Here is a 13,369-nt window from a genome sequence, read left to right as displayed (position 1 = left end):
CCGTTGTTACCACGGTATATCCGTGATTCATACTATGGCCGGTCTATCTTTCATACTCCGGATTTTACCGAGTTGATGAATAGTTGGTTTATATGAGTTGACAATGTTTACAAAAATGATCAATTCTGTAAACCCAGTCAATTGCCGGTAAGTCCAATGACAGAAGATCGTAAATCTCACATCCTGAGTGCGTCCGTTACTGCTTTTGCCCGGCATGGATTCAGGAAAACTTCTCTGGAAGATGTCGCTAAAGAAGCGGGGATCTCACGGCAGGGACTCTATCTCCATTTTTCTTCTAAGGAAGAATTGTTCAGCGCGACCATACATCATGCATTGTCCCGCCAGCTTGCGGCCGCGGAACAGGCATTAGCCCTACAGCCTTTTGCTCTCGCGCTTATCACGGCCTGTGATGAATGGGCCGGTAGTCATATCGGTTTGGGAACTTCCGATGCGGATGATCTGGCGGCCAGCAGCAGCAATCTTGCCGGCGCGATGTTGCATCAGTTCTCAAGCCGATTTGAAGCGTTACTGGCGAATGCTATTGCATCATCTCCGTTAATGGTCAGTCTGGCGCAAAGCGGCCTTACCGCTGAGGGAATGGCTAAAACGATCCATTTTCTGACCACCGGCATTAAGACAGGCAGCCGGACAAGAGAGGAATTTCGTCAGTCGCTGACTGCTTCTCTTTCTGTGGTGCTGGCACCGCATTTAAAAGAAGGAGAATGAAATGTTTCCCTCGTTTAATGCAAAGACTACCGCTCAGCAGGTACTGGCGGGACTGGACCTGAAGGGTAAAACCATTCTGCTGACGGGGTGTAACTCAGGAATTGGTCTGGCTTCACTTAAAGCGTTGTCTGATGCTGGCGCACAGATGATTTGTCTGGCAAGAACCATCCAGGCAGCGCAGCAGGCGATTGACCTCGCCGGAGGTAATCATCTGGCTGTGGGTTGTGATCTGTCAGATTTGCATGATGTCAGCAAAGCGGTCCGGGAGATTCGCCGGTTGCCCATGTCGATAGATGCGATCATCACCAATGCCGGGATAGCCGCACCACCCACTCTTCAGGTAAGGCATGGAGTTGAAATGCAGTTTCTGGTGAATTACCTCGCGCATTTTTACCTGGTGACTCAGTTACTGGATCGGATACCGGATAATAGCGGCAGGGTGGTTATTGGCAGCTCCAGCGCCAGTATCCAGCAGGCCCCGAAGGAGGGGGTGATGTTTACGAATCTGTACGGCAGGCAGTTTTATAAACCTTTCACGTTTTACGGCCAGTCCAAATTTGCCACAGCGTTGTTTGCAAAAGAACTGTCCCGGCGGGTCAGTGCACGTGGTATCAGTGTGAATTCGGTCCATCCGGGCGCAACGGCGGGCACAAAGCTTAACGCTAACCTCGCCTTTCCGCTGAAAGCCGTGATGATGATTGCACAACATTTTATGAAGTCGCCCGGGCAGGGCGCGGCAACGCAGTGCCTGCTGGCTGCGTCACCGGTTGCCGAATCGGTATCGGGCGAATACTGGGCGGATTGCCGTGTAGCAAAGGGAAATCCTTTACTCAATGACTCAGAGCTGGCCGGTGAGTTATGGCGTATCTCTGAGCAAATAATAAATAATGAGCTGTGAGCAGGTCTGTTTGCATTTCTGTACTCTCAAATAATAAATGCAGCCTTTTGGTTATCCGAATTAATATCAGAGCACGTTAGCATAAGGTTTTCCAGCCAGCGGAGAACCTGTCTTATGCCATCTGACTCTATATCATCACCCACATTCCTGCCCGCCACCTACCGTAAATGGGTGGTTGACGGGATCACTGATAGTTCTGATCTGAACGAGCAACATTTCCGCATGAAAGAGTGCGATATGCCGTTTTTGAAAGACGGTGAAGCGTTGATTCGTGTGAAATTGATTAATATCCACTCTGCTACACGTCTGCGTATCCTGCGCGGCATGATTAAACCTGGCGAGACGGATTTGAACAATTACGCCTGTGCGGAAGTTGTTGCCTCTCGCGATGCCGCTTTCTGTGTCGGTGATATCATCGCCTGCCAGGCCGGATGGCAGGAGTACCAGGTGATCAGTAGTCGAGATACTCCGGTGGGATTCTCTGAAGCGAACCAGCTGGTGCAGGCGTTGAACGGAACCCATTCTCCCTGGGTCTACGTTTTCAGACCCGCGATGGTACGGATGTGGCCTGTCTCAACCCTGATGGAGATTTTTGGCACCTCTGGCATGACCGCATGGTTTGGCCTCCAGCAGAATGGACCGCTGCTGGCGCGGGATACTGTTGCTGTTGCAGCGACTACCGGCTCAGTAGGCTCCATCGTGGCACAAATCGCCCGGGCTGCCGGATGTCGGGTGGTGGGCTTTGCCGGAGGCGCAGAGCGCTGCACCTGGGTGACATCAGTGCTTGGGATTGATGACTGTATCGATTACACCTCACCTGAGCTGGACAGGTTGCTGCAACGGGCATTTCCTGAAGGGATCGACCTGTTCTCAGACGGTGTCGGGGGAGAGCTGACTGAACGCGTAACCCGCCGGATGAATCGCCATAGTCGCCTGTTTTCTTACGGTTCGGCTGCGTCCTACTATGCACCGTCAATTGGCAGCGCTCCTGCGGTACGACCGACCATGCGCCAGAACTTTGGCCTCAGTGATGAAGTGGAGAAGCGTATCGCCGAAAGACATATCCGCTCACATGTCTGGACGGTGGATCAGTTTTACCATCAGCGACTTCAGGCTGAGGATGCCTTGTCTCAGTTGTTGATTTCCGGTCAGTTGAAACCACACAGCCATGCGGTTCAGGGCTTCGATGCGCTTCCCTGTGCCATCAGCGCGATGTATCACTCGCGCCAGCCCGGGAAGCTACAGATAGCATTTGAGTGAGGCTAACCACCGCGCCGTTGAGGGCGCGGGATTTTATCACTTATCCTGTGAGTCATCCGAACCGGGCGTGAATACGCTGCGCATAAAAGCCATATATTCTTCTTCGGATGAACCACGCCGTGCATTCACGAAAGGCTTGATGTCATCTGTGAGCACATACCGCAACTGGTTACTGTCATCCATCAGTGCCTCACAGATACCGGTGGCGACTTTATTAACAGCATCGGCATCAGCTCGGGAGCGGAATCCCTGATAGAGGCGTGCCATATCCGCGCGGAAACGATCGTAGTCACCAATTGCAATATATTCTGCGGAACGCGCGCGGCTCTTGCGGGAAAAAGCGGTTTCCGGGACTGCGCCGGGCTCAACGATTTTTACCCTGATGCCCAGTCCATCCAATTCGTAAGACAGGGATTCTGAAAACCCTTCCAGAGCAAACTTTGATGCGTTGTACAGCGTGGCGAGAGGTAAACCAAAAACGCCCACCCCGGAGCTGACATTCACAATGGTGCCTTTTCTGTTAGCGCGAAAGTGGGGAAGAATGGCTCGGGTAACATCCATAACGCCAAACAGGTTCACCGCAAAAATTTCCTCAATACTGGTCCGGGGAATCTCTTCAAATACTGCGTTGATTCCCCATCCGGCGTTGTTGATCACGGCATCAATGGTGCCGAACTGCCGGATTCCCTCTGTGATGGCGGTGGTAATCGAGTGTGGATCTTCCACATCCAGTCGTGTCACCTGAAAATTGTCTGACGGTGGGAAAAGGGTGATATCGGGTTTTCGCATGGTGGCGATGACATTCCAGCCCCGGCTGGCGAGCAGTTGTGCCGTTGCCAGGCCGAATCCGGAAGAACAACCGGTTATCAGGACGGTCTGAGACATGATTTGACCTCTTTATTGATGCGGGGCCGGGGTGAACAACCCCGGACGTCGTTTATCAGAACTCGGGCTGATAGTATTCGGCGATCAGACCATCCGGGTGGGCGACAGTGGCGTTTCGACCGCCAGGTGCCACCTGAGGATCATGCAACAGCGTTGCCCCCTGAGAAGAAAGCCAGTCCAGAGCTGCATCCAGGTCATCAACGACCAGCAGTGCCTGGGGGTCGCGCACCTCTTCCAGCGCAGCGTTACTGCCGGCAAGCAGAATAAATGCCCCGACAATGGCAACCTCAATGCCGCGTTCCGGGAAACTCAGGCGTTTATCGCAGCGGATACCCTGCAGGGTTTCATAGAACGCGACAGTTCCATCCAGTTCAGCGGATGGAAGGTATAGTCGGAATGCATGGTGAACGAGACGCATAGAGTTACTCCTGGTGATTGATAACAACGGATTGCAGACCGGTCGCCTGCCGTGCGGCGTCCATCGCCACAGGCACATCCGCCAGACTGTAATTAAGGGAAGTGATGGCGTCGGGCGGGAGCAGCCCGGCACGAAAGAAGTTCAGTACCTGCCGATAAGCTGCTGGCGGATACATAAAGTTGCCAATGATGGCCCAGCTGTTGAGCATCAGTTCGGTATAAGAGAGGGGAAGCGGGACCGACATGCTACCCATCAGGACGATACGTCCACCGTGGCGCAGGCTGCGGAGACAGGCCAGCGTCATCGCCGGGTCCCCGGCATTCCCGACCATATCAAAAGCCATATCCACATCGCCGTCAGCATGGTCGCGGATAAGTTGAGTGTCTGTCTCCGGATGGCCCGTGACAATGACGGGCACTACGCGGGAACCTGTCACTTTAATCAGCGCATCCAGTTTGGCAGCATGACGACCCACGGCTATCACCCGCCGGGCACCCATTGCCAGAGCCAGTAATACGGCAGCAGCGCCATAAGCTCCGGTTGCGCCAGATACCACCAGAGATTCTCCCGCTGCAAACTGTCCACGCAGCAGACCACCATAAGGCACCGTGTAACGCATACTCATCGCCAGCTGCGCATCGCTCATAAAATCGAGACCATCAGCCGGGGTGACCAGACTGGCCGGGAGTACCGCATACTCTGCCAGGGTGCCGTCTGGCCAGTCGTTGAGCATCCTGCCAGCGACGTCTCCCTGTCCGGTTACGCCGAGCAGAATTTGTCCGGGGGAGCTTACGTTTTCATGCGCCACCAGATGCGGGGAAATGACGACACGCTGACCGGCTTTCAGATGCCAGACGTTATCACCTACCGTATGAATCGTCCCCGTGCCATTACCGCCGGGAATAAAAGGTTTGTCGGGTGCCCGATAGACCGGCAGGCGTCCTTCAACATAATCGCGCATATAGGACATCAGGGATGAGGCATGCATCCGGATAACAACACTGCCGCTACGGGCTTCGGGAACAGGGACATCGTTTAATCTAAACGGGCCACCGAGATAATCGAGCTGCCAGGCTTTCATGGGACTCTCCACAGGCTGGAGCAGGGAAACCGCTCCGGATTGATTGTCAGTGCTGTGGATTATTTCGCCTGCGAGGTGTATTTTAAATAATATAAATCTCGTAAAAGGTTATCAACAGTACAATGGATGCACTTTCTGACGTACTTTCAACATTGCGGGTTAACAGCATGTTCTCCTCGCGCTTTGAAGGAGCGGGGCGTTGGGCGCTACGTTTTCCGGCTTATAAGCACATCAAGTTCGGCTGCGTGCTGTCCGGGGAGTTCTGGCTGGGGATTACTGGCGCTGAACCGGTGCGGATACAGTCCGGTGATATCTATCTGCTGGCCAGCGGGAACCCGTTTTATTCCGCCAGCGATCCCTCGGCACGTCCTATCGATGGACCAGAAAACTATCGGCGTTATCGAAATGAAGATGGGGTGGTGCGTTTTAGCGGCAGCGAGGATGCGGCCTGCTCACCCGTCAGTCTCGCCAGCGGGCGCTTTACCTTTGAGCATGATGCGGCAGATCTGCTACTGGATAATCTCCCGCCTCTGATCCATCTGAAAGCCAGTGAGTCAGATACGTCTGCGTTGTCTCTGCTGATGAATCTGCTGAGACAGGAGGTCAGCCGGGAAAGCATTGGCGGAGAAGTTGCTCGCAGCAGTCTGGCTGCGCTGATTCTGGTGAATGTTCTGCGCGCATGGATCGCGAGTACGACATCACCGACTGGCTGGCTTGGCGCATTATCGGATGCCAAAATTGGGCGTGCACTGACGATGATGCACGCCCATCCCGCTAATAAGTGGACGCTACAGGGACTGGCAACGGAGGTCAGCATGTCCAGAACTGCGTTTGCCAGTCATTTTCGCAAGGTGGTTGGTTACACACCGCTCGACTATCTGTTTCGCTGGCGGTTGTTACTGGCAAAAACAGCACTGCGCCACAGCAGCGAAAGTCTGAGCGAACTGGCCTGGCGAATTGGCTATCAGTCTGATACCGCATTCAGTATCGCGTTTAAACGCGCTACGGGTTACAGCCCGGGTCAGTACCGGCAATTTAGCCGCAGCGCGCAGCCAGAGGACGTATCAGCTGATTAAAGCCTGCTTCAGTGCCTCAACGATGGTATCCGTATTCAGCAACTGCACCCCGATCCTGGTCAGTTCGCGTTGTCCCTGTTCATATAGCCCGGACAGTGCGTCCTCTGCCAGCACGACGCGATAGTCACGTTCGCTGGCCTGATAAATCGAGGTGCGTGGGCAGTTTGGATAGTTGCACCCGGCAAAGATCAGGGTATCGATCTGCTGCCCCGCCAGCCATTCCTGCAACGGAGTTTGATAGAACGCGCCCCAGCGGGGTTTATAGATAATCACCTCACCCGGTCCGATATGCTGGATACCGCCACTCAGCAGCGTCTCATTATCGAAGCGAATATCGGGCTCCGGCAACAGGGGTTGCGCAAGTTCACATCCTTCTGAACCTTCCAGCAGGATAGCTGCGCCGCTTTCTACCGCCTCGCGTCGGCAGAGATCCACATTGCTGCCATTACTCTGATAGATGCGCACGATATGCACGACGGGTAAACCGGCTTCACGCCATGCCTGAGCCAGTTTCACGATATTAGGCAATGCAGCGCTGGTGCCGGGAATTGCCCGTCCAGTGTGTCTCGCTGTGTGTCAATGGTGATCAGAGCCGAACGACGATAGTCCGGCTGGGTGTAATGACTCATGGGTTCTCCTTTGCCTGAAAAGCGATGAAAAAATTGCTGGTAGACATAATGTACTAAATGTCTATATTGGACAATAAATACATATCAAGGAGTTCTCATGTCACTTCCAACCGACGTCTGCCAGTCCAGCAAACAGGCCCACATCGCATTGCGTCCGCAGGTGCGTATGACCCCGTTCGACAAAAGCCACCGCCTCTCTGAGCAGTATGGTTGCGAGCTGTTCCTGAAAGCCGAACACCTGCAACATACCGGTTCATTCAAATTTCGGGGTGCAAGTAACAAAATACGCCTGCTGACCCGGACTCAGCAGGAGCAGGGCGTGATTACGGCTTCATCCGGTAATCACGGGCAGGGTATGGCTCTCGCTGGAGCTCTGGCTGGCGTCCCAGTCACTGTCTATGCAGCAGCCAGTGCTTCGCCGCTGAAACTGGATGCGATTCGCGCTTATGGCGCAAAGGTCATCACGCTGGAAACTGATGCGCTCAGTGTGGAGCTTGAGGCTGCGCGTGCAGCTGAACGCGCCGGGATCACCTTTGTTTCTCCCTATAACGATGTCGCTGTCATTGCCGGTCAGGGAACCATTGCCTGTGAGATGCTGGAACAGGAAACAAAGCTCGATGCCGTGTTCGTGGCAGTGGGGGGCGGTGGACTGATATCCGGTATCGGTTCAGTGATGAAACAACTGTCACCTGCCACCCGTATTATTGGCTGCTGGCCAGCGGCATCAACGGCGATGTACGCCTCATTGCGCGCAGGTGAAATTGTCGAACCAGAGGAGCACGATACCCTCTCTGACGGAACGGCGGGCGGGCTGGAGCCCGGCACCATTACGTTTCCGCTGTGCCAGCGGGTGATAGATGAAGGCGTGCTGGTGAGTGAAAGTGAAATCCGTGGAGCCATGCAACTCCTGGCGCGCCACGAGCGCTGTATGGTTGAAGGCGCTGCGGGGGTGGCGATGGCGGCATTTATGCAACAGGCCGATATCTGGCGTGGTAAGCGCGTAGCGGTGGTTCTTTGCGGGAGAAATATTTCCCTGGAGAAATTCATCGGAGCTGTGCAATGAAAGTCCTCAGTGAGCCGGAAATCCGCGCGCTGTATCAGGAAAACCCCGCGCTGGAAAAACTGAAAGCGGGTTTTATCGCCTGGTCTGAAGGACGGGTACAGATGCCGCCAGTGCAGCAATTTCTGTTTGATGAGGCAGGTGGAGACTGCTGTGTCAAATCAGCCTGGGTTACCGGCGGTGACAGCTTCAGCGTGAAGATATCGACCGGATTCTACCGCAACCCACAGCTGGGTTTAGCCAGTAACGATGGACTGATCATGCTGCTTTCGGCAGTGACCGGTCAGCCCCGGGTATTGCTGAACGATCATGGCTGGCTGACCGCAATGCGTACTGCGCTGGCAGGCCGTATTGCCGCAGAAATTCTGATGCCTGCGCGTGTGGAACGGATAGGTATCTTCGGCACCGGGTTACAGGCAGAATTACAACTCAGGCAACTGCTGAACGTCACATCCTGTCGCAGTGTCATGGTATGGGGGCGCAGTGCTGCATCTCTTGAGTGTTTTCTGCAAAAGGTGTCTGACCTGGACGCGAACATTCAGGTCACACAGGACGCAGAAATCGCTGCACGGGATTCACAGCTGGTTGTAACGGCAACGCCTTCGACGCTGCCACTGATACAGAAAGCGTGGATTGCCCCCGGAACACACATCACTGCTGTCGGAGCCGATGCACCAGGTAAGCAGGAGCTGGATCCGTCGCTGGTGAAGATGGCCCAGTGCATCATGGTCGATTCTGCCAGCCAGTGCCGTGCCTACGGTGAACTGAGTCGGGTAGAAAGTACGGTGAAGTTAAGGGTGCATGAAATCGGGACATTGCTGGACCAACCTGAACTGTATCAACGGAACGAAGCAGACATCACGATTGCAGATTTGACCGGGTTGGGAGTGCAGGATCTTCAGATAGCACTCAGTATTCTGGAACAGATGAGCGCCTGAAAAAGGCCCGGCTGAATTTAGCCGGGCTTATTATTAACTCAGAAATGCATCAGCAGCTTTCCCTGTCGCCGATCGGGCAGCGGTGTGCTTCCGGCGATGAGCGCTACCCGCTGTCCGGTTCTGACCAGTTTCATTAACGGCTGAACCAGAATGATCCCGTCAATGGGGCTGACGATCGGCAGGCGATGCCCACGGGTAGTTCCCTGCATAACCACCACTTCACCGATGATTTCATTCCGGGAAACCCATTCACCGGGTTGTTTTTTCCAGACGACCAGACCATTACCCGGAGCAGGGAGATGTGTTGCGCCTTCGAGTGGAAAACTGCTGACCTTTTCCCTGGACTGATCATCGACACCTTCAGCACCACTGGTGATGATCCCCTCTGCTTTCAGAAAACGGATGATCCGGCGTGCATCCTCTGCCGCTAATTCATCGCTGACATCAGCCTGTCCCCGTAGCTCCAGCGAGGCGGAAAAGGGGATGCGGGCAGCGGGGGAAAGTCCTTTTTCAGCCAGCCACTTCCAGCCAAGCGTGCAGGCTTCATCAAATGCACCCCCACCGGCAAAGCTTTCCAGTAACACCACGGGTGCGCCAATGGCTGCCGCCAGCGTCACGGCACGTTGCGGATAACGTTCATGTGTGTACAGATGCAGAATGCCTGCGGTATCACAGTGCAGATCGAGAATGACATCGTGTGTGATGGCCTCACGTAACAGCGCCTTTTTCGCCGCAAAGATGACATCATCATGATCTTTTTCCGCCAGAATCTGTGCGAACAGCGCTTCAGGCTGAGCATAAGGAGGCGACAGCGCCTCAAGTCCGGCGACGACATCAGGAAAATTGCGGTTGAAATTCTCCCCGTTCGCCAGGTTGAACCGACCGGTCCAGCAGCCCAGTACGTTTTGCATCATCCCGATGGGATTGGCATAAGGAACCAGCGTTACCTTCCCGTCTAAAGCATCAAGATTATGGAGTTCACTGAGCTGAGTCAGCAGGTGTTGAATTACCAGCATTCCCGGATGTTCATCGGCATGCAACCCGGCCTGGATATAGACCGCACGCTCACTCTTACCTCCGGTAAACACATGCATCAGCGTTTCTGTCTGCATGCCAGTGCCGGTTGGGGCGCTGAACAGCACACGGGTATCAATGGCCATACAGGCTCCTTAGTAAATATCAAAAGGGAAATAACGGGCATTGAGTTTTTGCCAGGTGCCGTCCTGCCTCAGTTGGTTAAAGGCGTTATCGATTGCCTGTTTTAGCACCTCATCGCCTTTTCGCAGACCCATGCCGACACCCACACCGAAAATCTGGTCATCTGTAACTGCCGGCCCGGCGAAAGCAAAGTTGCGACCTGATGGCTGTTTCAGAAAGCCGAAACTGCCGGCCACCTCATCCTGAAACGCCGCATCGAGACGTCCGGCGATCAGGTCGGCATAGATATCTTCCTGTGACGGGTAGGACACCACGTTAGCACCTGCGGTCCGCCAGTATTTGTTGGCATAGGTTTCCTGTATCGATCCCTGAAGCACGCCAATATTTTTACCTTTCAACGCAGCTGCCGTAGGTTGAATGGCAGAATTTCTGACGGCAATCAGGCGGGCTTTGGCGGAATAGAGTTTTTCGGTGAAATCGATTTCCTGAAGGCGGGCCGGGGTGATAGACATTGATGACATAATGGCATCGATTTTCCTCGCCTTCAGCGACGGGATCAGCGCGTCAAAGGGTGACTCGACCACCACACAATGCGTTTTCATTCGTTCGCACAACGCATCCATCAAATCAATATCGAATCCGGTTACCCGACCGTCAGCTGCCTTGCTTTCAAAAGGAGCGTAACCAGGATCGGTGCCAATCCGCAGCGTGGCAGGGAGTTCAGCGGCATGCGCTGACAGGGACAGCAGTAACAGAAGGGAAGAAACAACAGGTAGTGCGCGCATAAGGGCCTCCGGTGTGGGTGTGCGCCAGTTCAGGTAATCATCTATGGACTTTTTGTCTCAAATATATCGATTACTGGACTTATATTCCATTATGTACTTTTTGTATATTGCTTTAAAAGGAAGGTATGGTGCAGAACTGGCATGAAACAATAATCATATTCATGATTATTAAGGAGTTAATAAAATTTAAGCGGAATATACGGTTTTGATCTGACCAGAAAGTAATACAGGCGTGGTGATTGCAAATAGACGAAGTGTCTGCATTAATCAGGGAAACCCGTCGCGGTTTCGGCTACAGTAGACGGCATAACACGTATCGGGAGTAACATGTGAAATCACAGGACCTTACGTCTGAGATGAAGACGGAGCAGTTCAATACTCTGTGTTCGATCGCTGACGGTATCGCTGCGCTTTTTTTCCCCTCGGTTGAAGTCGCTGTCCATGATGTCAGAGACGGAAAAATTGCCTATCTGGCCAATAACCTGTCTAAACGCAGTATCGGTGATGATGCCGGGCTGGAAGAACTCAGTCTGCATGACCTGGACCGGCTGACAGGGCCGTATGAAAAACTTAACTGGGATGGCAAGACGATGCGTTCGGTCAGCATCAGGGCCAATCTCTCTGGCGATCCGGGTTACATCTTTTGCATTAATTTCAGTACCTCACTGCTGGACGACGCGAAAAACGCGCTGGAACTGTTTTTGTCTGTAAATCGCCTGCAACCCCAACCTGCGCAACTGTTTAAGCATGACTGGCAGGAAAAAATAAATACCTTCCTGCATCAGTGGCTTGCTGAACATCGAACCTCGCTTTCTACCCTGACGCGTGTTGAGAAAAAAGCGCTGGTCACCGAGCTTTACCACCAGGGGGCATTTAACGTGCGTAATTCGGCTGACTACATAGCCAATGTGCTGTCGATGGGGCGCGCAACTGTCTACAAGCATCTGAAAGAGATTAAAGTGTAAAATTTCGGACTGATCATTCCAGAAAGCACTGACGGTAAAACTTGCTAAGGGCAAACCCGCGTAGATTCTCAATCATCATCCCGGAGAAAGAGTAATGGCCCGTAGTAAAGCATTCGACCGTGAAGACGTTCTGCATCATGCCATCAGCGTGTTCTCTGAACATGGTTTTGCCGGCACCTCAATGGAAATGCTTTTGTCAGCAATGGGGCTAAGCAGGCAGAGCATTTACGATACTTTCGGGGATAAAAAGCAGCTGTTTGATGCGGCTCTGGCAATGTATGTGAATGACAGTGTCAGTGGAATCATCACGACGCTGATTCACACCGATTCACCGGGGCAGGCAATTGAGGACACTATCGAACAGTTTATCGCACGTCCGGCTGCTCAGGGATGTCTCGGTATTCTCTCCATCTGTGAATTTGGCACTCAGGATGATGAGATTACGCAGATAAACAGGGTGGCCGGGCAACGGTTGATGCGTGTGTTTGAGGGGACCATCCTGCGTGGTCAGGCAAGTGGTGAGTTCACAACAGAGCAAACGGCACCGCAAATGGCGGCTTATCTTGCTGTCCTGCTCAATGGGTTGCGGATCGCCAGTCGGGCAGGTACCAGCCGGGAAGAACTGCGTTTTATGAAAACAATGGCCTTGCGGGCGCTGAGATAAACAAAGGTTTCTGCAAGATTAACTGCGTTTAATTCTGGAATGTTCATTCCGGTAAGGTGATATGTGAGCAGAAAACTGGAAGGTAAAACCGCGCTGGTGATTGGTGGATCAAGAGGGATTGGTCACCGTATTGTCAGCCAGCTGAGTGACCTGGGGGCAAGCGTAATCTACACCTCGAGGCATCCGGCCAGCGAACCCTTTCCCGGAGACGCCGCACCCTTTTTTATCCCTGCCGACAGCGGAAATGCTGAGGCGTTGATGCAGGCTGTAAACCAGGCGGGTGAAAAATCAGGGGGGATCGATATTCTGGTTTACAACGCCGGGATACTGGTCACCGGCATCATTGATGATTTCAGTGTTGCTGACCTTGATCAGATGCTGGCTGTGAACGTCCGTGGGCCATTCGTCGCCATCAAAGCGGCTTTACCCTATATCCGCTCTGGCGGGCGTATTATTACCATTGGCAGTATTGCGGGAGATGCCGCGAGAGGTCCGGGTTCGACTGTCTATGGCATGACGAAAGCGGCCGTAGAACGCATGGTCCGGGGACTGGCATGGGACCTTGCCTCGCGGGGTATCACCATTAATGATGTGCAGCCCGGACCGGTAGCCACAGATATGACGCCGGCAGAGGGCGACCTGGCGCAGCGTCTTCGCAGCATGCATCCCCAGAAGCGACTGGGTGAGCCGGAAGAGATTGCTGCGATGGTGAGCTGGCTGGCAGGAGAGGCACCTGCATACGTCAATGGTTCTGCTTTGCGCATTGATGGCGGGTTTAGCGCATAAAAAAAGCTCCGGTTCTGGTCGGGAATCGGAGCTTGCTTGT

General features: G+C 53.6%; 15 protein-coding genes. 9 read left to right on the top strand and 6 right to left on the bottom strand.

Annotated elements, in window-relative coordinates; all coding sequences use genetic code 11:
• Window positions 1–156 precede the first annotated feature (156 nt).
• The 3 genes from AC6I8X_RS26045 to AC6I8X_RS26035 all read left to right on the top strand — a co-directional run bounded on the left by AC6I8X_RS26045 (window position 157) and on the right by AC6I8X_RS26035 (window position 2,884).
• Entirely contained in the window at window positions 157–726 is a 570-nt protein-coding gene (locus AC6I8X_RS26045; protein ID WP_497841941.1) for a TetR/AcrR family transcriptional regulator, read from the top strand.
• A 1-nt stretch (window position 727) separates the two neighbouring features.
• Window positions 728–1,624: an SDR family NAD(P)-dependent oxidoreductase gene (locus tag AC6I8X_RS26040; protein WP_497841940.1), complete on the top strand. Its 897-nt coding sequence runs from the start codon at window positions 728–730 to the stop codon at window positions 1,622–1,624.
• 114 nt (window positions 1,625–1,738) lie between these two features.
• Window positions 1,739–2,884, top strand: a complete 1,146-nt coding sequence (locus tag AC6I8X_RS26035; protein WP_497841939.1) for an MDR family NADP-dependent oxidoreductase — start codon at window positions 1,739–1,741, stop codon at window positions 2,882–2,884.
• A 36-nt stretch (window positions 2,885–2,920) separates the two neighbouring features.
• Here the strand turns inward: AC6I8X_RS26035 and AC6I8X_RS26030 are convergent, their stop codons facing one another.
• Genes AC6I8X_RS26030 through AC6I8X_RS26020 form a run of 3 tightly spaced genes read right to left on the bottom strand, consistent with a single transcriptional unit; the run spans window position 2,921 to window position 5,268 of the window.
• A complete protein-coding gene (locus tag AC6I8X_RS26030) occupies window positions 2,921–3,769 on the bottom strand; it encodes an SDR family oxidoreductase (RefSeq protein ID WP_497841938.1) in 849 nt (282 codons plus the stop codon).
• A gap of 55 nt (window positions 3,770–3,824) precedes the next feature.
• Window positions 3,825–4,187 carry a VOC family protein gene (locus AC6I8X_RS26025; RefSeq protein ID WP_497841937.1) on the bottom strand — a complete coding sequence of 121 codons (363 nt, stop codon included), beginning with the start codon at window positions 4,185–4,187 and terminating at the stop codon, window positions 3,825–3,827.
• Window positions 4,188–4,191: 4 nt separating this feature from the next.
• Window positions 4,192–5,268, bottom strand: coding sequence for a zinc-binding dehydrogenase (locus AC6I8X_RS26020; RefSeq protein WP_497841936.1), 1,077 nt, complete (start codon window positions 5,266–5,268; stop codon window positions 4,192–4,194).
• Window positions 5,269–5,390: 122 nt separating this feature from the next.
• On the opposite strand from AC6I8X_RS26020, the gene AC6I8X_RS26015 reads away from it, so the two are divergent.
• The gene (locus tag AC6I8X_RS26015) at window positions 5,391–6,344 is read left to right on the top strand and encodes an AraC family transcriptional regulator (protein ID WP_497841935.1); all 954 of its coding nucleotides are present in this window, start codon (window positions 5,391–5,393) and stop codon (window positions 6,342–6,344) included.
• On the opposite strand, the gene AC6I8X_RS26010 is transcribed toward AC6I8X_RS26015, so the two are convergent.
• Entirely contained in the window at window positions 6,333–6,872 is a 540-nt protein-coding gene (locus tag AC6I8X_RS26010) for a cysteine hydrolase family protein (RefSeq protein WP_497841934.1), read from the bottom strand. The genes AC6I8X_RS26015 and AC6I8X_RS26010 overlap by 12 nt on opposite strands.
• Before the next feature lie 198 nt (window positions 6,873–7,070).
• On the opposite strand from AC6I8X_RS26010, the gene AC6I8X_RS26005 reads away from it, so the two are divergent.
• Both AC6I8X_RS26005 and AC6I8X_RS26000 read left to right on the top strand, forming a co-directional pair.
• Window positions 7,071–8,036 carry a threonine/serine dehydratase gene (locus AC6I8X_RS26005; protein WP_497841933.1) on the top strand — a complete coding sequence of 322 codons (966 nt, stop codon included), beginning with the start codon at window positions 7,071–7,073 and terminating at the stop codon, window positions 8,034–8,036.
• On the top strand, window positions 8,033–8,971 hold the full coding sequence (locus AC6I8X_RS26000) for a Rossmann-fold NAD(P)-binding domain-containing protein (protein ID WP_497841932.1): 939 nt from the start codon (window positions 8,033–8,035) through the stop codon (window positions 8,969–8,971). Before AC6I8X_RS26005 ends, AC6I8X_RS26000 begins: the two co-directional genes overlap by 4 nt.
• A gap of 38 nt (window positions 8,972–9,009) precedes the next feature.
• Here the strand turns inward: AC6I8X_RS26000 and AC6I8X_RS25995 are convergent, their stop codons facing one another.
• Window positions 9,010–10,131: a M14 family zinc carboxypeptidase gene (locus AC6I8X_RS25995; protein WP_497841931.1), complete on the bottom strand. Its 1,122-nt coding sequence runs from the start codon at window positions 10,129–10,131 to the stop codon at window positions 9,010–9,012.
• Window positions 10,132–10,140: 9 nt separating this feature from the next.
• Window positions 10,141–10,914 (bottom strand): ABC transporter substrate-binding protein, encoded by a 774-nt coding sequence (locus AC6I8X_RS25990; protein WP_497841930.1) that lies wholly within the window; start codon window positions 10,912–10,914, stop codon window positions 10,141–10,143.
• A gap of 356 nt (window positions 10,915–11,270) precedes the next feature.
• Between AC6I8X_RS25990 and AC6I8X_RS25985 the strand changes: the two genes are divergently transcribed.
• The 3 genes from AC6I8X_RS25985 to AC6I8X_RS25975 all read left to right on the top strand — a co-directional run bounded on the left by AC6I8X_RS25985 (window position 11,271) and on the right by AC6I8X_RS25975 (window position 13,329).
• A complete protein-coding gene (locus tag AC6I8X_RS25985; RefSeq protein WP_497839405.1) occupies window positions 11,271–11,879 on the top strand; it encodes a helix-turn-helix transcriptional regulator in 609 nt (202 codons plus the stop codon).
• 94 nt (window positions 11,880–11,973) lie between these two features.
• Complete coding sequence (locus AC6I8X_RS25980) at window positions 11,974–12,543, top strand: TetR/AcrR family transcriptional regulator (protein WP_497841929.1); 570 nt, start codon at window positions 11,974–11,976, stop codon at window positions 12,541–12,543.
• 63 nt (window positions 12,544–12,606) lie between these two features.
• Window positions 12,607–13,329: an SDR family NAD(P)-dependent oxidoreductase gene (locus AC6I8X_RS25975; protein ID WP_497841928.1), complete on the top strand. Its 723-nt coding sequence runs from the start codon at window positions 12,607–12,609 to the stop codon at window positions 13,327–13,329.
• Window positions 13,330–13,369 lie beyond the last annotated feature (40 nt).

Source organism: Pantoea sp. X-Soil-TKNS-1280 (assembly GCF_059730475.1).
This window is presented reverse-complemented; position numbering and strand designations above follow the sequence as displayed.